This is a genomic window from Mesorhizobium sp. M4B.F.Ca.ET.017.02.2.1 (genome assembly GCF_003998955.1).
Classification (GTDB): Bacteria; Pseudomonadota; Alphaproteobacteria; order Rhizobiales; family Rhizobiaceae; genus Mesorhizobium; species Mesorhizobium abyssinicae.
Map to the genome: position 1 here is coordinate 1 of NZ_RZOF01000081.1, position 19,703 is coordinate 19,703.

The window sequence follows — 19,703 nt, forward strand, 5'->3', positions numbered from 1 at the left end:
GTGTAACTCGCGACCATCATCGGGATGGCTACGCGATCGTGCCGCGCGCGTTGCAAGTTCATGTGGAAACTTGCGTGAAAGGGTTGCGATAGGATTGCTGATTACGCCGTCTCGCCCATATTCGCAGCCATGGTCGCGGGGCATGTTGAATTGGCGCTGTTTGAGCAGACGTTCATCAATCCAAACGGTTTGCATCGGCCGTTTCCTGATCGGGTAGCTGACGCGGCAGAGAAAACCGGAGGGTCGGTTCTGTTCGATGTTCGCGTTGATGGTGACGTAGAGGTTCAGCGGATGGCGGCGATCGGATACGGTGCAACCGGCACGGCGATAATTGTGATGCAAAAGAGCGGGGAACTTAGGTGCGCGTCAGTGAATGGCGACACGCGCTTTCTGGTTGAGGAGCTCACCGCCTGGTACACGTCACCACTTCACGAGCAAGCGCACGTTGACTATCACGGCACGGCCATAATCTTGCTCGCGAAGCTCCGTAGCGCGGGCCACTTCGCCCGTTCCTAGCCGGACCAGCGCGGGATCCTTAAAAAGAAGGGCAGCCTTTCGGCTGAGTGTGGCCCGGCCTGCTTCTACTGGGACTCAGGATAGCAGGCCGGGCCACACTCCACAAACGGACCCGGAGTTTCAGAATATTGGAACTCAGGTAACGGTTCCACAACTTATCCTTTTGGCGAGTTCCAGCGTGAGGGCCGCGCATGGCCTACGTGCCGCCACTGTGATTAGGCCCAACTTGCGAATCGAATCCACACATAGGCGCTCCTTCGATCGGCCAATGACTGCCCCCGAGTCGTAAAATTGACACATAGCCGTTCCGCGCGGCGATGAACGGCACCGCTCATCGTGTCGGCAGCAATGGGACAGCTTGGCGTCAACTGCCTCGCGTTGCCAAGATGAGCTTATTTCGCGCTCGTCAGAACAAGCAGGCCTACTTTGGGTCGCTCGATTTGAGGATAGAGGAACCCAACACCCACCGTTTTCCAAGTAACAGCGAAGATTGACGGGCCTATATAACCTCGCCAGCCGGTAGCCTTGCCGGCTGGGCCAGGCGGTCAACAAGCTCCCATCCCCGGACCGTCGGGCTGCTGCTGGACGCCTTGAGGTTGGTCATAGTTGGTGGCAGAATAATAGGGTAAGGGACGGCAAATTGAGGGCTGCCGTTATCGCGTTACAGCGGAGTATTCGAACCCGCTGACTTGGTGCTCCAGCGGGTGTTTGATCAAGTGTGCATCGAACGCCCGCTTAGCCCAAAAAAGCAAGGAACAGAGGGAAGACCTCGCCGCGGAACTCGTCAGCGTTTACCGGAACGGGATCACGGACGAAGGGGAACTGTTGCAGGCACTTTCTAAGCGCCGCTTGGCTTAGGCCCTCACCGCAGTTTTCTGGCGCTAACGGCAGCGCGACATCGTCGGCATGTCCGGCAGCTGCCCGATTGGATCGCTTACCTAAGCACCCACCAAGCGGTGACCGCACACAGCAAAAGCAAGAGCGCAGCAGACGCGATCAATCTTGCTCTTGGCATTCGCCACCTCGGCGGCTCAGCCGGCAGAAGCCCAAGTTGCTGCGCACGCTCCGTAGCGATTTTCAGCAGGGCCGCAGTGGTTTCGCGTGGCGTCCATCCTTGTGCCTCGGACGTAGTCATCAGCGCTGCGATGGCGGCCTCTAATGCGACTTCACAGTTGACGTCCCGATCTGGGCTACCCCTTGGCAATATCGGTGGTTCGACAGCTCGCGACATGCAGAAACAAAGCGGATGGCGGATGAAAGGTTCCCGCGCGCATCAGGCCTTCCAGTCGCGCCACAGAGCATCAGCTTCATCCGTTCCATGCCCCAGATGGAAATATTAGCAACTGCTTGACGAAGCCAGCGGCCGCACCAGAGTCATTCGCATGGCGAAGGGCATCAAGATTGGCGATGAGGTAGCTATCACCGCGACAGTACGGCGCCGGGTGACGGAAGGACGGGTGAGCGTCTCGTCCTCTCCTACGGCTTCCCGCACTCCATCGTAGACAAGACGTCGACGGCGAAGAAGGGCCAGCCAATCGAACTGATAGGCGACGTCACGCAACGCGCGGGCACGTCTACGCGGTCGTCAGGACGCCGAATGGCAATGACGACAGGCCTTGCGGCACCACCACGCCCATGATCCAGGGCACGGCCCCGCCAAGCTCGACATCGGACCCAAAGGCTCAACGAAAGATGAACTTCCGAGTCGGAACGCTTGAGAGGGAAGAGGATTCCAATCGACTATTCGCGGGTTAACCTGTCGCGTTCCCTCGACCCCGGCTCTCTCTTCAATTGCTCGGCTTACCCGCATTGCAATGCGGTCGCCGCACCTGAATCGAGCAAGGCGGTGACGCACGACACTGCCCTCCCGCGCCGGCATGCGCTGGCCGGGATAACTGGGCTTCGCACCGGCGCGATGGGTATCCAAAGGAGCAGCGGAACCGCCAGCCGAGTCTCCTTGCCCAATTATAAGACCCTCAGACTCACACCACGTCGGTGCAGGCCATCGACAAGGTTGCTCAGAATGCGTGTTGCACGCGTCGCGGGCTATCAATCTTCGTGATCACCGGCGGCGTATTCGCCCTTGCGGAGGAACTTCAGGGTGCGGTCCAATTTCCTTTTCGAAAGCATCCCCAAGTGGGCGACGTTCTCACAAGAGAGTCGCAATGGCAGGCGCAATAAGCTCAAGCAGCTATCAGCCCTCGAATTGGAGCGATCATAGGGTCGGCATAACGCCTGCCTCATCGTCGATCCGCTGATATCGCCACAATGCGCTTAGCACTGATGACGCAGGATGATCTGCAGCATCCTGTTTCGGCGGCACGGGGTTTCGCGTCCAACCTTCCGCCATGCGCCATTAATCTGTTTGCGCACGAAAGCGCTCAACAACCTCTAAGGTTCATGGCGTGAAGGGAGTGCCAGTCCCGACCCGCCTCCTCTGGAACAATAGAGCGCGAACAACCGTTTTGATTTGTGTAAACCCAAGGAGGCTATCGCCATGGACTGGAACCGCGTTGAGGGAAACTGGAAGCAGGTCAAAGGCAAGGTCAAGGAGCAGTGGGGCAAACTCACTGACGATGATCTGGACCGCATCGCCGGCAGACGGGACCAACTCGAAGGCAAGATCCAGGAACTTTACGGGATTGAGAAGGATCGTGTGCGTCGGGATATCGACGACTGGTATGCCCGACAAGATTGGTAGAATTGCCGTTGGGCCATCGATGGGGAGGCGCTCGCGCGTGCAGCGCCTTTCGTTTTGAGGTGCGCAACTGACGCGCCCCGCGGAAGAGCGGCGAGCTAGACCGGAAAGGCAACCCTTCTAATCGAGGCCGCCCCGGCTTCTCGGTTTCAGTTCTTCTGATCCGCGCAGCCGAGGCCCGTACATCGTTCCGATTACCGCGTTGGAGCTCACCGATTTCTCTGGATCAGCTACACCGACAGGCATCAATCCTCTCTGGAGCGAGCACGAGGCCCCAACCATGAGCGTGGTGAACGGCTGCGATCCATTTGTCGCATCACCGGAGTTACCATCACGCCATGCATAACAATTGAACTCAACACGGCGAAGCACACAGTCACCCAAAGAATTGTCACACCCTCAAATTCAGCCTGCGCATATCGCCATTTCGGATCAATGACGAATGCACACCGCCCAGCCACAGGTGGCCGCGAAGGATAGAAGCCAGGATCGCAGGTGTGCCCGCATTGCCAACAGCGGGCACCGCGGAGAGCGGTTAGTCTAACCACCACACCTAGCAGTTCGCCTCAGTCTGCGGATCACACGCCTTTTTTTCTTGCTTCTGTGGCTTGGGTTTTACCGCCTGCTCACCCTGCTGCTGCTCGGCGGCGGGCTGCTCCTTGACCTTTTTCTTCGGCTTTGCCGCCTGCTCGGGCTCGCCCTGCTGCTGCTCGGCGGCGGGCTGCTCCTTGGCCTTTTTCTTCGGCTTTGCCGCCTGCTCGGGCTCGCCCTGCTGCTGCTCGGCCGCAGGCTGTTCCTGCGTCTTTTTCTGCGGCTTAGCCGCCTGCTCGGGCTCGCCCTGCTGCTCGGCGGCGGGCTGCTCCTTGGCCTTTTTCTTCGGCTTTGCCGCCTGCTCGGGCTCGCCCTGCTGCTGCTCGGCGGCGGGCTGCTCCTTGGCCTTTTTCTTCGGCTTTGCCGCCTGCTCGGGCTCGCCCTGCTGCTGCTCGGCCGCAGGCTGTTCCTGCGTCTTTTTCTGCGGCTTAGCCGCCTGCTCGGGCTCGCCCTGCTGCTCGGCGGCGGGCTGCTCCTTGGCCTTTTTCTTCGGCTTTGCCGCCTGCTCGGGCTCGCCCTGCTGCTGCTCGGCGGCGGGCTGCTCCTTGGCCTTTTTCTTCGGCTTTGCCGCCTGCTCGGGCTCGGCCTGCTGCTGCTCGGCTGCAGGCTGTTCCTGGGTCTTTTTCTGCGGCTTGGCCGCCTGCTCGGGCTCGACCTGTTCGGTCGTGGCGGCGCCTTCGGTCGGCTTCGATTTCCGGCCAGCCTGAACCTTCTTCACCTCCTCGATATCTTTGATCTCAGCTGGTTTGGCATCGGCATCGGCTTTCACCTCGCCTTCAAAGACCCTGACCGTATTGTTTTCCATTTTGCCAGACTGCTCGGGCGCGTCGGTCTTGCTGACCTTGACGACAGTCACCTCCTGGTTGGTCTCCTTCTCGATCACATCAACATCTATGACTTTGTTGATCACCACGTTGTTATGGATCGTCACATCGCCAACCGGCTCGGCTGCCTCGACAATGCGCACAAATTCCGGCTCATCACGGATAACGACGACAGAAATGTCTGCCGCAAGGAATTCGCGTGTGGGGACAACGACCCAGTAAAAATCCGGCGTCGCGTCGAAGGTCACCTCGATTGAAATCAAATCCGGATCACGACGCGGCGGCAGCGGAGCCCAAATCAGGTGCTGCCTGTCACGACGCCAACTCACCCAGGCTGGCGCCCAACGAGTGCCCGGGACCCAGTACCAGCCGATGTCGTCGGCATAGCCCCACCGGCCGTAATGGTACGTCGCCCAGCCGAATGGCTCGTCGGATACCCAGAGCCAGCCATACTGCTCAGTATAGACCCAGTGTCCAAGGGTATATGGACGCCAATCGTCAGGTACATCAGCCGGCACGAAAACGGCCGCTCCGTGGTACGAAACCCAGTCACCATGAGAAGAAAGGTCCTGGTAGAATGTGCTGATCGAAACGTTTGTGGCAGCCCGTGCCTCGGACACGAGCGACAATGGCGTAATCGAGTTGGGAATCTCGACGATAGTGAGCAGACAGGCGGCTACGCCGCCCAGCATCAGTCGTACCGCATTTTGAGCAAGGACGCGTTTCATCCCAGTTTCCTCCGAAACAGATCGCCCTTCATCTTTGAAACCCGCCGGCTGTCGGATTGTTCCACTTTGCCCGTATCCGCTCGTGCAACGGCTTGCATCCGAAACGGGCCTAGCCAGCCTCCTTGCTGCTGCGAGGGAGGGAAGGCTGCAAACGCAGGTAAGCCTATCTGACCTTCGAAAGGGCAGCGCGAGAGCAAATCATGGTTCAAACCTTGGAGCGGTGTCGGCTCTCAAGTTGTGATGAGCTTTTCGCTAATCCGGAGAGGACATCCGCATCGGCGCACATTGCAGCGCCCGGAACTAAAGGGGTACCCCGCGGTTCTCTTTTGGAAGGGGTCGCTGGCATGAGGATGCGGCAGTATGGTTGAACTTGTGGTTTTGGAACAGGCGGTCGCCAGGCAACGCATGAAGCGATCAGAAAAATCTCCCCACCAGGCAAAGGCAATAGTCGGCGAGAGCTGCGGGCTCGCGATTAGCCTCGCCCTTTGCGCTCGTATGCGGAGCCGCCAACGGCTCGTAGCCAGAGGGCGACTGCCGAAGGCCGTCCCGCCGACAAGTGCACACTGAGGAGAGCAGTCGCGATGTTGTTTGAACCTCTCAACATGGATGGCCGAAACCGAAGCGCCATCTACCACGCAGCACGGCTTTCGATGCTGCACGAGCGGCTAGCCAAGAAGCTCGAACAGGTGGACCAAGCAGCCGATCAGGTTGAACAGGCGGCGGCCGATTTGGTTGAGGCCGCGCATCAGCCCGCCGTCCTCGCCAGAGGCTGAACCACCGCTCATGTGCTTCGCCCAGGTCGAGCAGCATTTGTTCCCGAATTGCCGGGCGTATTCCCTGCCCTATTCCTGGCAACAGCAACCAACCGGAGCACAGAACGCTTTGGATTCGAGTCGAGCCAGACAGCCCTGATTGAGCTGACACTGTTTTGCCCTGCCAGCGGTTTCCACATCGTGGATTCGATAGCGGTCGTCCTGGCACAGCTTTCCTCGGCCAAAGTAAAGCCCTCCCCAAGTTGCACCTTGAGAGCGACCGTCGCTTGGTTCGCTCGGCACGTCTGCACTGCCGGGCCGCCGGTTGCTGCGATGCGCTCCAACAGTCGCAGGTCGAATAGCGGCCCCTCTGGCCCGACCGGAACGAGCAGGCACATTTCTGCAAGATCGGACCATGCGACCACTGGCCTGTCGACGAGCGAGTGAGACGCCGGCAAGAGGACGAAGAGGCGCTCGTGCCAAAACACTTCGCTGCAACAGGAAGGGACGGCGCCAAAGTCGTGAGTGAACACGAGGTCGAGGTGCCGGCGGCGTATGGCTGACAGCCACCGCCCCGCGGGAACATCCTCGATGCTAAAGCTCACATCCGGGTAGAGGCTGCTGAAGCGAGCGATGATGCCTCTTAGGATTTCTCCTCCCCTCACACAACACAATCCAATCCGGAGCGTCTTTGCGTCCTTGTCTCCGACACGGTCATCGAAAGCGTCCAGCAATCCTTCGTAGTGAGCTCGCACAACATCGATCCAGGCTCGACCCGGCTCCGTCAAGCGAACGCCGCGGACATCGCGTTCGAACAATTGGACTTCCAAGTGTTGTTCGAGCTTGACGATGTTTCGGCTCACGGAGGATTCTCGAACCCTCATCGCCCTTGCCGCCCGCCTCAGGCTGCCATGATCGACCGCTGCAAGGGCGTACGCCAGTAGCCGCAACGCGTTGCCGTTCGGCGTCATGCCTCGGGCGCTTTGCCGACGGGGATGGTGTCAGTTTCGGCGCAACGCGTTCCCATTCTTCGGTGGTGCAGGAGGCAGTCAATAGTTTTCCTCCGTGCGCGCGGTTGAAAAAGTTCGCCGAGGCACATTTCACGGGACGGCATGATCCCTCAGGCTTCGATACAAGCCCGCTTCGTAGACATACTCATGTGGAATGGCCGGGCCCGCCATCTGCGAGACGTACAGGTTAAGATTTTCCCGGCTGTTGCTCGCCGCAAGGCTGCAGAAATTTCCGCTGTTCCAGGTCATGACGCAGTGTTTGAAATGCGTCCCTACAGCGCGCGACATCTCCTCAAGCGTTACCTCGTTGTTGAACATCGTGGTCAGCACCGCGGTCTTCTTTGCCTCGATCTGCTCTTGCTGGAAGTAGCGAGCCTTGAAGCCGAAATCCTTCTGGCACTCGCGGCGCTGATAGTCGCTGTCGTCAACCGCCCGAAATTTCTCGAGGAATACGAAGATGCCTCCTTCCTTGAGATGCTGCGCCACGAACTCAATCTGTTTGGGTCTGTTCGGCGAGTACATTTGAAAGGTGGTATCTTCGAGGATTATGTCGAATCCGGAAGCGAATTTGCCCAACCGGGCGTTTGAATTGAGGACGGCCTTGGTCAGTCGGTGGAACGGGCCGACAAAGAACTCGGCGTCTGGCGGTTCAACATATGCCATGAAGCACTTGTAATTTTCCGCGTTAGGACTGCAGGAGAGGCTGTGGATTTTCCCGCGGGACAATTCCGATAGTGTTCTCGCCATGGTGCCCTCCGCTGTGCCAAGGCTATATAACGACAGCTGGGCACCGCGAATTCGTGCATATCTCAGCACGCCGTAAGCCATCCGGCACTCCTCCTCCAACCGGTAGGGAATGCTGCTGTGATAGTGCTGATCGAAGAAGCCTTGTCGTGCCGCATGCAAGCCGATCAAGTCGCGAATGAGGTTATCGTTCTGAAGAAGCCTGGAATCGACCTCGGGCTTGCGTGTAGGCACTCCGCTTTCGCCGGCTGCCGTCGTCGCGAAAAAGCCTGACAGTTCGTTGATCCGCGGGGCGCGGTCGCATTCAGCCAGAAAGTCGTCGAGTCCTCGCATCGAATTGTGCCTCCCACTACCCGTGTGATCGGTGAGATGCCTCAACTCGACAACGGCGCGAAGATTAGCGCCGAGTAATATTCTTGGTGGTCGAGTATTGGCGGAGGCGAGGAATAGAATGGCCTTGTAGAAGCGGCTTCCATCGAATTGCGATTTTTTCGCTCGCGCCACATCAACCGACAACTCTGAATTATTTGTGAGTTGTCCAACAACCTATGGTTAGGCACAAACAGGAGGATGAGTAGTCACCGAAGGAGTCGCTTCGATTGGCGGATATTTTTTGCCTCGACCCGACCACATTGCGCCGTTCGCGGCACCAAACCCTTGTTCACCAATATGAGAGCTGGGGGAACATACGCGCAGACGTAATTAAGAGAACGGGTTTAGAGCGGCAAGAAACGAGAATTGCCCACCCCCGGCATATGTTCTTGATGAACTTGAAGGGTGCCGCCCGGCGCGGAGAAGACTTCGTCGACGGTCGCCGGGTTTCTTTCTCGGCCAGGCGGCCCGGTTCGATTATCTACATCCCCGCCGACAGCGAATGGACTGGTTGGGATGAGGGTGACGCAATCGCCTCATGCCTGCTCGTGTCCATCGCGCAGGAGTTCGCAGATGAGACCTTCGAAGGATTTGCATCCTACCGCCGGGCGGGACTCCCCCCGTGGATCGGATTCCGTGACAACACCATAGAAGTGGCGTTGCAGAGAATAGCCGCCGAGCTCAGGTTTCCTGATCCAATAAGCACGACGATGGTGGAGAGCCAGGTCACGCAATTGTTCGTGCAAATGGTCAGGTTGAACCGAACCGGCCGCAAGCCGGCAAAAGGCGGTCTCTCGACTTTCGATCTCAAGCGCGTCGTGGGAATGATGGAGCCATCCCCAGACGCCAAACCCACGCTGGCCGATCTAGCAAAAGAGCTAGGTATCAGCCGTTTTCATTTCGGCAGGGCGTTCAAGCAGTCGACTGGAATGACGCCGCATGCCTTCATCGCGCAGCGCCGATTGGTACAGTCCGCGGAGATGTTGCGGTCGACGGATTTGTCGGCGACAAAAATCGCGATGGAATGCGGCTTCGCAAGCTCAAGCCACCTCACGACCGCGTTCAAGCGCGCCTTTGGCACGAACCCGATAGAGTTTCGGCGCAAATCCAGGATCTAGCCCGGACCCCTTTTATTCAGCAAGGAATTGAAAGGCTCGGCATCCCGTTAAATCCGACATCGCCGGAGTGGGCATGACATGCGGTCAATGGATGGGTGGGCCGCCGATGTCACGCGAAGTTCGGTTTCATTATGCCAAAGGAACGCTCCGTGAGCCCCGCGCCTTCATTGGCTTCCTTGCCAGTGCGTTGTCCGCGTCTGTCGGACGAAACGGCTACTACATCGCATGCTCATGGACCCTCGTCGAAGCAGGGTATGGAAGCGCGAGTGTCGCGACGTTGCTCGCGATCGTCAGCGTTGTCGAATTTGTCGCGAGCCCCCTGGCTGGCGCAATGGCGGATCGGTTTGACAGACGACTGCTGAATATCGCAGCGGACGTTAGTCGCTTTGCCGTCATGCTCGCCATAGCCTGCGCGCTTCCCTATCTGGACTTGTTTCCAGCGATCTGGTGTTCAGCGATTCCCTTTGCGCTATGTGACCGAGTTGCACTTACGAGTTCGCAGTCAATGATCCCTCTCGTTGCGGGAGGCGATCTGACAGCTTCATATTCCATTGTCTTCTTCGTCACGCAGTTCGGATGTCTTGCGGCAGCGCTGCTCGTGGGTGCGTTGCCAAACGACCATTCCGCAACCGTGGTGTTCGTCCTCCTTGCCGTATGTTTTCTTGTTTCGGCGGGAAGCTTGTCCTGCATTCGTGGCGGCTCGGCGTCTGGCGAACGCAAAGTCAACGGGCTTGCTCTCAATATTGACGGGCGCCTGGTTCGTCTCTTCGCCGTCTACGCGCTCCTATATGGAGGCGCGGTTTTGCTCAGCGTGATGGGATCTAGCTTCGTTTTCGTAGAACAGAAGGGCACTGCCGCGGACTTCGCTCGCGTCGAGGCAGCCTGGTCGGCGGGTTCTCTGATCGGAGCGGCACTGCTCAGTCGGCTGACAGGAACGATAAGTCCTCATACATTGCACCTCATGGTTTTAGGTTTAACGGCGCTCGCGCTGATGGCGCTGGTACCTTTGCGCGCGCCCTGGACATTGACCATGTTTGCCGCGCTCGGGTTTCTCTACAATCTGGGCCGGGTCAGCGTCGAGGTCACACTGCAGTCGCGTGTACCCGATAGGGCCTTGGGCAGGGCCAAAGGTGCCATGCACAGCCTCGCAGTCGGGCTTGGGTTTGTCATTTTCAGCATCGCAACCGTTTTGGGAGACCAGGCCTTTCCGTCGACAATTTTCCTCGGTTTCGCTGCTTCTCTTCGGCGTTGCTGCCTTGAGCATCAACGTCGCTCGGCAAGAGGGGGATCCATGACGTGTATGAGCTAACAGGAGCCGCAGGAGCGAAACTGGCCGTGCTCAGATCGCTGGCGACACTCTACCCGTGGATGCAACACTACTTTTCCCGTCCGATCCGCGACTACGCGGCCAGGCTGTACGAGGCACCAGTTTCGACAGCCATGCCTGAAATTCGGCAATACGCTCTGACCAAGCTGCTCGACGCGATTAAAAGCGCGGGGAAGCGAAATGGATTGCCGCTCGACGCGGTCGCAGAAATCTGCAGGGAATTTGAAGAGCGTCGCGTTTTGCAGACGGGTCCTCACCTGCTGCTCCTGATGGACCCGGAGGCTTACTACACTCACATGCTTAGCCTCCTGGGCCTCTCCGCGCATGGCTGCTCTACCTACCTGTCCTATGCCGTTTCCACGGTGAGCCTCGTTGAAAGGGCTCGAAAGGGGCCGGGCTGGCTCACAGTTGATCAGACGCCGATCAACGTCTTCGGCCTCCCCCGAAGTCGCATGATCGGGTACAGCCTTCTGACTGGGCCTGGAGCCTATCGGTTCGAACTGGTGCCAGCGGAACAAGGCGCTGAGCCAGACGCGCTTGCGGTGCTTCACAATCTTCTGCCGAAGGGCCAATTCGAACGGCCAGCACACGCCATAAAGGAAGCTAATTCCAGCCTGTGGCCGAAGCTGTTTGGAAGCCGCTTTACCTTCTTGCAGGTGGACGACGAGGATATTGCCGGTCTGGTGGCGGACCATCTGTCGGACGAGAACTCCTGGCTGCGGACGAGGCTGCTGGAAAACCCAAGGCTCGCGTTGAATATGCTTGCAGAGATCGACAGGCTTGCAGACGGCCCCTGGAGTGGCTGGCTCGCGCGCGGTACCGACTTCTTCTGGTTCTATCAAAATGGCAGGCGCCTGCCACTGCGGCTGGTCGCTGGCGAACTCGTCAATCCGGCAACAGGGTTGAAGATGGTTCGCTTTGAGGCTGCCGAAATCATCGAGCGGTTGGCCGACCGCAGTCTAATTCCGAATCTCCTTCTCATGTTTCTGGTCGTGTCGGTCCTGCCGGGCATCCGCGCGCTCGGAGGCAGTCATCAGCCGGTCTACTACCCCCTCATGCGCTATGTGGTCTGCCGCGCACTCGAGGCTGGAGATGTGGATGCCGATCTGCGGGAGGCTCTCGTCGCGGATGATCTACCTAGCGCTTGGGGACACCGAGTAATTGAGTGCGATGACGATCTCTTGGAGGTTTTTCGAAACGGAGACACGGCCGCGTCCAGCGATATCATGGACCGGCTCGGAAAAATTCCCTTCGCAAAAGCCTGTGGAAGTATGACCAGTTTTACTTCGGACGCGTCGTGGCAAGAGCTTAGCAGACAGTTGGGCGAGCAGGCGATCTCACCCACTGATGCGGAATGGGCCTTTTCCTGAGCAAGAGCAATAGGCGCAGGACATCACGCTCCGTCGAGCGTCTCCATCGGCGCCACACGCAGTCGGATCGATTCACTTCAGACCGGCAGCCCGAGTTGCTTTCGCAGGCTTTTTTCGAAAGCCGATGCGGGCACGAAACGGCGCAGGAAGGAAACTGACCTGGCGCGCCATCTTTCCCGCTGCGTAGCGCAGCTTCGGCGTAGGATCGGTTGCGGCCGTCAGCATTCGCGTCTGTGCGGCAATGCGCTCGCCACTTAGGAACCGACAGTCGATGCGCTCGTTCTCTTGAGCGATCTGGAGGCCCGAATGTTCAATCCGTGGTTCGATCTTTGTTTATCGGCGCCGGAAGCACACCAGGTAATCTGGCTTCGAACGCTGCGGATTGCCCAGGGAGTAAATTGGTAGAGCGCGAGAAGCGAAGCAAATGATCACAGAAAGTCGAGGCGGCCGCGCCCGCCGGCACATCTCTTCGCTACCGGCTCGGTGGGCAAGGTCGCAGCCGTCTATAGTAGGGAAAATCAACGCCAACAAAAAACGGCTCTCGCCGCCGCCAATCGAATTTTATTTCGTGGCTCCATTCGCACCCACCGGCGGCACGTCCTGCTACCGTGGGGCCACGGGCAAGTTGGTCTGGAGGCTGAAGCAAGCCAGCAAATGTCAACGAGCGGCAGCTTCATCGGCGATAGCCACGCGACGGCGATAGACCATTTCCCAGCCCAGCCAGCCTGTAACCAGCATCAGGAGAACGGCAAGGATTGAGAGTACTAGCCCCGTGGAATCGGCCGCGCCGCTGCTGTAGCGCCGGTACCAGTTAACCGCCTCGATCAGCACCAAGACCAAGTTTCCCAAGAAGTGTACCCAGGCTATAGGCAGGGCCCGAATCTGGGGCTCACCCAGAAAATCTGTAAAACCCATCACAGCGGCTAGGAGCGCCATCACCACGCCCGTGACCAGAAGGTATTCGCTCGCTTGGAACCAGAAAGGGTCTCCGGTCCCGATCAAGTCGCAAACTAAGGCGCCTACGAACGCAGCAATTGGGAAGGGCACGAGCATTGGATGAAGCGGATGACCGGCGATCGTCGCCGTTGCCCGGGGATTGGCCATAACTTCCTCCAGAAGTTGCCCTGAACGCGCTTACAACGGCGAGTAGGGAGGGAAGGTTCCATTTGCGGCCTCCGTTCGCTGTGGAGGTTCCGATCGTCACAAAGGGTACGCCTCCGCCTCGCGACCGTTAGCTTTGATGGCACTGGCTGACGACATCGAAATGGTGCAGGGGCACGTGAGGTTGGGAAGACGACACATCTCCGAGCAGCGCGAGCGCATCTCTGATTTGGAACGTCTCCAATTGCCTACCGGCAAGGCATTCGAAGTGCTTATCTGTTCGAAAGTATGCAGGACCTGCACGAACGGCACCTATCGCGATTGCATGCGCTGGTCCAGATTTAGCCTGATCCTTTGGCCTCAGTGTTGATCGCGCGTCGCTCATCTCGAAATGATCGCGCAATTGGGCGTTGGCCGAATTCCTCGATAAGGACGTGCCATCTGTCACCAACCTCGGTGATGGAAACGGCATTGCGGTCTGAGCGCAAATGGGGTTTTGCCTGGGGCTGGGGCTTGATGAGCACAGCCTGGAACGAATGATGCATTCTCGGGTTCGGATGAGCAGGATCCTGTCATCCTCGGATTGGAACGCACGCTTGCTGGCGTTGTCTCCGCATGGGGGGCGCGCCTCCGGTCTCTATGGACAGACGGGAGTTGCTGACGCCCTTTGCTAGCTGGTCAGCGATACGTAGACCCAAAACGCCCGCGTTTCAAAACCTGGTTGGACGCGCGTCTCTCAGGAGCGGTCATGGTTCGCTCCAGAGAGAATCGCGACCGCGAAGGTCTGTTCCATGTCCGTTCGTAAATATTAGCATCTTGACGAAGCTCTCGGCCGCCTCAGACTCATGGGATGGCGAATGGGATCAAAATCGGCGATGAGGTGTCGATAACTGCGACTGTGCGCAGGCGCGGGAGAGAAGACCGCGTCAGCGTCTCGATCCCCTCCTGCGGCTTCCCGCACTCGATCGTCGACAACACGTCGACGGTGAGAAAGGCCAGCCAATCGAGCTGAGCGACGTCACGCTTGCGAATGGGTGACGGTAAACCTTGGCGTCCGGTGACGGTGTATGCGGACACGCTCAGGCTGGTGAATCCCACGTGCCGCCGAAGCGGAAGACGCCGCTGGTGTCGCACAAGGCGACGTGAGCCATTGAAGACGGTCGCCGGGAAGGAAGAAATCGAGTTCATCCGGTTGGACGGGACAGGACCGGTGCCTGACCGGGGGCGGCAGCACAATCGCTGCCCTACCGCTACTCGGGGGTGCGTGGCGGCACCTTATCGAGGAGTGTAATCTCGCCTGTCTCTTGTGTCGGGTTTGCTGCCGGCAGTTCGCCGTCTGGCGTCAGCTTATCGACTGCTTCGGGCAAATCTTTCGTGATCCTGGCAATCAATTCATCGCGTGACAGACCAGTCTGCATCGAAAGAGACGTGAGCGTGTCCTCGTCGATTGCGGTCTCTACGTCCTTTGGTTCGATCGGCTGATTGGGTCCGGTGCTAACCCACGAATCTACCTTCGACCCCGCTCCTGCATTTCTGAAGCGCTCGAGGATGTCCCCAAGCGCCGTGCCGGACACGCCCTTGGATAGCTGATCCAAGAGCCCTCCCTGCGGGTTGTTTGGATCGCGACTTCCTCGAATCAAGTCTCCGATCTTTTCGCGATTTTGATAAGCCAGAATGCCAAGCACTGCGACAGCCAGTCTTCCCAGATTTGCCATTGGTTTCCTCCCTTGGATCTCAGGGAGAAGGTTTCGTGCTCGCAAAGGTTCCACTGTCTGCCCCGCTAGCAAAATCCGAGTCGCACGGTCACTACATGGCGAGTGGTGAGGGCCGAAGAGGCAGCTCGCGAAGATACTGGATGTAATGTCAAAGCTCGAACAGTCGAAGCCATCACCCGGCGCCAGGACGACCATGATGGGTTCATGGGGACGCTACGCCGCGATCGGTGCTCCCAAGCTTGTGCATCACGCAGCTGCCGCCGCACCGCCTCACCCGCAATGGCGGCGCAGCAATTCGGCAAGCTTCTCGGGTCGATCTCCGGGTATGTTCTTAAACCCGGTCCAATCGGATTTGTTTTCTGTATCGATCGCCAACCTTGAGCCGTCTTGCCTCAGCGTCCTGCAACTCGTCGGATGTCGAAGTCAGTCCCCGACGGCCCAAGCAAGCGATAACACGAATGTTTTTGACGGTGCTTCAGCGTCACACCCGAAGTTCCTATTGCGAAACTGCGCAACGCGCATATTGTTTGGCATAGTCGGGGTCGTAATCGGCAGTCCAAGGACATGGGCCGTGGACGCGGTGCTAAGTTACGTGGTTTGGTCGAGGATTTGGTCGAACTTCTATAGAGCCGTCCGGGTAGAGCCATGCAGCACAAGGCCATGAGTGATGCGGCCATGGGGCAAGGCCAGCGTGAGCCAGCCGACGGCGATATTGTCCGCGAGCAAGCCGTCCTCTTTCGCCTCACCGACCGACTTTACCGAGCCAACGGCCTTGGCGAGATCTACGATGCAGCACTTGATGCCATATGCGACGCGCTCGGTTCGTCGCGCGCCTCGATTCTGAGATTTGACAGCCACGGCGTCATGAGCTTCGTCGCATGGCGCTCACTTTCTGAAGAATACCGCGAGGCAGTTAACGGCCACACGCCATGGACGCGCGGGGAGCACAATGCCGAGCCAATCTTTGTCGAGGATATTCGTCTCAGCGGTGAATCTCGGCAACTCATCGACAGGGTCCTTGGCGAGAGAATCGAAGCGCTGGCCTTTATCCCGCTTGCCAGCTCCCACGAGCTCATCGGCAAGTTCATGGTCTACTATCCAGCACCCCATCGCTTCGCCGATCGTGAACGCGAACTTGCGTTGACCATTGCCCGTCAGCTCGGGTTTGCGATTGAACGGAAGCGGGCGGAAACAACGGCAGCGCGACTGAGCGCGCTCGTCGAATCCTCGGATGATGCAATCATCGCGACCGATACGGATGGCATCGTCACGGACTGGAACAGCGGCGCCGAGCGTCTCTACAGCTACGGCCGCAAGGAAATGATCGGACGCCCGCTCATGTTGCTGATACCGCCCGATCGCCAAAATGAGGAGCGGGAGATTCTGGCGCGCATTCGCAATGGAGAACATGTCGAGCATTTCGAGACCGTTCGCCTGCGCAAGGATGGCAGCAGCATTCCCATCTCTTTGACCGTTTCCCCAATCGCGGACGCGTCTGGCGCAATTGTCGGTGTCTCCAAGATCGCGCGTGACATTTCCGAGCGGCTGCGCGCGCAAGAGCAGCGGGAGCTGCTGCTTCGCGAGATGGACCACCGCGTGAAGAATCTCTTTGCCATCGCAAGCTCCATCGTCAATTTGAGCGCGTCAGCCGCTGAAACGCCGGCCGCGCTGGCCTCCACCGTTTCTGACCGGCTCGGCGCCCTCGCGCGGGCGCATGCGCTGACGATGTTCCCCTCGACTGGCCCCTCTGTTCAGGTCGCGACGAGCCTACATGCATTGATCGCCGCAATCCTCGCGCCATACCGCCATGGAGCTGACGAGCATCCCCGCTTCGCGATCAGTGGCATCGATATGCCGGTCCCTTCAGCGATGATCACGCCGCTTTCTCTCTTGCTACACGAATTCGCCACCAACGCTGCCAAACATGGCAGCCTCTCGGCGGCCGCCGGCTCAATAGAGATCGCTTGCTCCAATAGCGACGGTAAGGTGACTGTCCAGTGGAGGGAGGTAGGAGGACCATCTCCAGTCGAAACCGAAGACGAAGGTTTCGGGAGCCGCTTGGTACGCGCCGCCGCGAGTGAGCTTGGCGGAGTCGTCCGAGATTGGGACCCCGCCGGAATTGTCCTTGGTATCACGATCGATATTGAAAGATTCTCGGGCTGATGACCGAGCCGCATCTCAGCGCAGCAGCCCATCGCTCTCAAAGTCTTCCCAACCGCGCAGTTTGGCCTTCGAGCTTTCGTCTCGCCCACTGCCGGCTGAATGGGGAGCCTCACGCCCCCTCTTCTGCGCACGCTTGATTGCCGCCTTGGCGGCGGCCCGTCGCCGGTTCTCCGCGGCTGCCGCTGCATCTTCGTCACGCCAGACAGTGACCAGGTCACGGTCAAGCACATCTTCGATGTGGCGCGGGTCGAACACGTGGAATGTGATCTTCCTGGCGCGGCCGCGAAGCTTGACCGTTCTGGTCCCCGCGCTCTGCAAGCGGCCGGCCTTCAGCCAGCGGTTCCGCTCGCCAGAGGAGATCGTCAGGATGTCCTCAACTTCACGGGGAATCACGGGCAGATCTTCGATAGCCTGCATGGCTTTGGACACGATCGCCGTTGCCGCGTCGACATCTGCGTCGCAGCCCTCCGGCAGTCGCAAGGTCAGCACCCGGGATTCGATGTGGAGCAAGTTCCTGAACGCAGGCGGCAGACGCGCGCGGATCTCAAGGAAGATGCCGCTCGCCCGCATGGACGATCCCAGCGTCGCGGCCGACGACAGCGGCCACTCGGCGATCAATTTTGCGGTCGGGTCGATTTTTCGGCGCACGGGCATGCCGGAAAGATAGGGCGTCCGGGTTGCAGACACTACCCGACGCCGGTGCGCTTTCATGTGCAGACGCGAAGCTCGGGACGCCAATTTTTCAGTGCGGGGGTAGCACCGAAATAGAATTGATGTTGGAACAAACGCTGCGCCCCTCTGTTGTCTTCCAGGCACAATTCTGTGCGTTGGAGGAAATCCATGAAATTTCATTTGCTATCGGCTGCGCTCTGCACGGCCGTCGGACTGGGTTTCGCCCATCCGGCGCTCAGTGCCGAAAAGGCGCAGGATTTCGTCAACAAGGCCGCGCAAGGTGGGATCTTCGAAGTCGAGTCCAGCAAGATCGTCCAGGGCAAGGCGAAAGATCAGCCCATCAACGACTTTGCCCTGAAAATGATTACCGATCACGGCGCCGCCAATGCCAAACTGCAGTCGATCGCCGGGGAGCAGAAATTGCAGGTTCCGGCGGAGACGGACGCCAATCACAAGAGTGACCTCGAGGCGTTGAAATCCGCGAACGGGTCACCCGACCAGACTTACGTGAAGATGCAGCAAGACGCGCACGCCGACGCGGTCAAGCTGTTCCAGGACTATGCGGCCGACGGCGACAACGCGGATCTCAAGGCTTTCGCACAGCAGACGTTGCCGACACTCAAGATGCATCAGGAGATGATCGAAAAGATTGCCTCCGGCAAAACCGACAATACGGCAACGACCAACACCGCACCCGCGGCGACAGACACAGACCAGAACGCATCCGCTCCGGTGGCTGGAGCGAACAGCTTTACGGAAGCCCAGGCGAAATCACGGATCCAGGATGCCGGCTTCGCCAATGTCAGCACATTGACGAAGGACGACCAGGGCATCTGGCGCGGCACCGCCGAGAAAGACGGAAAGCAGGTAGCCGTAGCGCTCGATTTCAAAGGCAACGTGGTTGCCGGCGCTCAATAACCGAACTCAGACGATGGAGTGAAACATGACGACTGTCACCGGACTTTTCGATGACTATCAGGACGCGTCCGACGCAGTAAGCGAGCTGGAAGCGATTGGCGTGCCGAGAGACGACATCAGCATCGTGGCGAACAATTCCGACAATTGGTATCGGGATGAGACCTCGGAAGCCGGCGACGATGCCGCCGCCGGCGCAGGCCTGGGAGCGCTCGTGGGCGGCGCGGGGGGCCTCCTTACCGGGCTCGGAATCATGGCCATACCCGGTGTTGGGCCTGTGGTGGCGGCCGGCTGGCTAGCTGCTACGGCAGTTGGCGCGGCGGGCGGCGCGGTGGTCGGCGGAGCCGCCGGCGGAATTGTGGGCGCGCTGACGGAGTCCGGCGTTCCTCAACGCGATGCTCATGTCTATGCCGAGGGCGTTCGCCGCGGCGGCAGTCTCGTGACGGCCAAAGTCGACGATCGGCTCACCGGCGAGGCTGAACGCATCCTGCGAGGCGAGCGTGCCGCCAACCTGGACGAGCGGCGAAGCGCTTACGAGGCCAGCGGGTGGACGGGTTTCGACGCGACCGCAGAGCCCTATGATGACATCGAGGCCGAACGCGATCGCGTTCGCCGGACCACACCACTCTAAAAAATGAGGCCCCGTCGAATACACGACGGGGCCTTTTCTTGCCGGGCGCACGAGGCATCCGAAATTTTTTGATTGTCTGCTCATCAGGAACATCTAAGGCAACCTCACGCAGGAATAGCGGGGATGACCCGGATCGCGACCTTCAACGTCAATGGTGTCAATGGGCGCTTGCCGGTGCTGCTGAAGTGGCTTGGCGAGACTGACTATGACGTGGTCTGCCTTCAGGAACTGAAAACATCGGACGTGAAATTTCCGATCGAGGCGATTCGGGACCTCGGCTTTAGCGCAATCTGGCACGGCCAGAAATCCTATAACGGCGTGGCAATCCTGGCCCGTGGGAGGGATCCGATCGAGCGCCGCCGCGGCTTGCCGGGCGATCCCGATGATACGCATAGCCGCTACCTCGAGGCGGAAATCGACGATCTCGTCGTCGGCTGCATCTATCTGCCCAATGGC

15 protein-coding genes and 1 pseudogene are annotated in these 19,703 nt (G+C 59.1%); 8 read left to right on the forward strand and 8 right to left on the reverse strand.

Annotated elements, in window-relative coordinates; genetic code table 11:
* Positions 1-195, reverse strand: a 195-nt coding sequence (locus EN738_RS35925) for a hypothetical protein (RefSeq protein ID WP_210214073.1), incomplete at its 3' end; no start/stop codon positions are given.
* Positions 196-3,013: 2,818 nt separating this feature from the next.
* Between EN738_RS35925 and EN738_RS12745 the strand changes: the two genes are divergently transcribed.
* A complete protein-coding gene (locus EN738_RS12745; protein WP_127283989.1) occupies positions 3,014-3,217 on the forward strand; it encodes a CsbD family protein in 204 nt (67 codons plus the stop codon).
* Positions 3,218-3,767: 550 nt separating this feature from the next.
* Here EN738_RS12745 and EN738_RS12755 read toward each other — a convergent pair.
* From EN738_RS12755 to EN738_RS12775, 3 genes are all read right to left on the reverse strand, one after another.
* Positions 3,768-5,357, reverse strand: a complete 1,590-nt coding sequence (locus EN738_RS12755) for a DUF6600 domain-containing protein (RefSeq protein ID WP_127283990.1) — start codon at positions 5,355-5,357, stop codon at positions 3,768-3,770.
* Between the two features lie 781 nt (positions 5,358-6,138).
* Complete coding sequence (locus tag EN738_RS12770; RefSeq protein WP_127283993.1) at positions 6,139-7,080, reverse strand: LysR family transcriptional regulator; 942 nt, start codon at positions 7,078-7,080, stop codon at positions 6,139-6,141.
* A gap of 129 nt (positions 7,081-7,209) precedes the next feature.
* A complete protein-coding gene (locus EN738_RS12775) occupies positions 7,210-8,196 on the reverse strand; it encodes a class I SAM-dependent methyltransferase (protein ID WP_127283994.1) in 987 nt (328 codons plus the stop codon).
* 431 nt (positions 8,197-8,627) lie between these two features.
* Between EN738_RS12775 and EN738_RS12780 the strand changes: the two genes are divergently transcribed.
* From EN738_RS12780 to EN738_RS12790, 3 genes are all read left to right on the forward strand, one after another.
* A complete protein-coding gene (locus EN738_RS12780; protein WP_245478136.1) occupies positions 8,628-9,353 on the forward strand; it encodes a helix-turn-helix transcriptional regulator in 726 nt (241 codons plus the stop codon).
* Positions 9,354-9,459: 106 nt separating this feature from the next.
* Positions 9,460-10,662: an MFS transporter gene (locus EN738_RS12785; protein WP_189605820.1), complete on the forward strand. Its 1,203-nt coding sequence runs from the start codon at positions 9,460-9,462 to the stop codon at positions 10,660-10,662.
* Positions 10,650-12,050, forward strand: a complete 1,401-nt coding sequence (locus EN738_RS12790; RefSeq protein ID WP_127283996.1) for a hypothetical protein — start codon at positions 10,650-10,652, stop codon at positions 12,048-12,050. Before EN738_RS12785 ends, EN738_RS12790 begins: the two co-directional genes overlap by 13 nt.
* A gap of 77 nt (positions 12,051-12,127) precedes the next feature.
* Here the strand turns inward: EN738_RS12790 and EN738_RS36260 are convergent.
* From EN738_RS36260 to EN738_RS12810, 3 genes and pseudogenes are all read right to left on the reverse strand, one after another.
* Positions 12,128-12,293, reverse strand: a pseudogene (locus EN738_RS36260) (short-chain dehydrogenase/reductase); the annotation flags it as partial.
* Positions 12,294-12,707: 414 nt separating this feature from the next.
* Positions 12,708-13,154 (reverse strand): DUF2231 domain-containing protein, encoded by a 447-nt coding sequence (locus EN738_RS12800; protein ID WP_127283997.1) that lies wholly within the window; start codon positions 13,152-13,154, stop codon positions 12,708-12,710.
* Between the two features lie 1,247 nt (positions 13,155-14,401).
* A complete protein-coding gene (locus EN738_RS12810; protein WP_127283998.1) occupies positions 14,402-14,866 on the reverse strand; it encodes a YidB family protein in 465 nt (154 codons plus the stop codon).
* Positions 14,867-15,511: 645 nt separating this feature from the next.
* Here EN738_RS12810 and EN738_RS12815 point away from each other — a divergent pair.
* Complete coding sequence (locus EN738_RS12815) at positions 15,512-17,029, forward strand: PAS domain S-box protein (protein WP_127283999.1); 1,518 nt, start codon at positions 15,512-15,514, stop codon at positions 17,027-17,029.
* Positions 17,030-17,044: 15 nt separating this feature from the next.
* On the opposite strand, the gene EN738_RS12820 is transcribed toward EN738_RS12815, so the two are convergent.
* The gene (locus EN738_RS12820; RefSeq protein ID WP_189605825.1) at positions 17,045-17,683 is read right to left on the reverse strand and encodes a hypothetical protein; all 639 of its coding nucleotides are present in this window, start codon (positions 17,681-17,683) and stop codon (positions 17,045-17,047) included.
* 186 nt (positions 17,684-17,869) lie between these two features.
* Here EN738_RS12820 and EN738_RS12825 point away from each other — a divergent pair, with 186 nt between their 5' ends.
* The 3 genes from EN738_RS12825 to EN738_RS12835 all read left to right on the forward strand — a co-directional run.
* The gene (locus EN738_RS12825) at positions 17,870-18,619 is read left to right on the forward strand and encodes a DUF4142 domain-containing protein (protein ID WP_127284000.1); all 750 of its coding nucleotides are present in this window, start codon (positions 17,870-17,872) and stop codon (positions 18,617-18,619) included.
* 25 nt (positions 18,620-18,644) lie between these two features.
* Entirely contained in the window at positions 18,645-19,247 is a 603-nt protein-coding gene (locus EN738_RS12830) for a general stress protein (RefSeq protein ID WP_127284001.1), read from the forward strand.
* 123 nt (positions 19,248-19,370) lie between these two features.
* The coding region (locus EN738_RS12835; protein WP_189605822.1) for an endonuclease/exonuclease/phosphatase family protein at positions 19,371-19,703 on the forward strand (333 nt) is incomplete at its 3' end.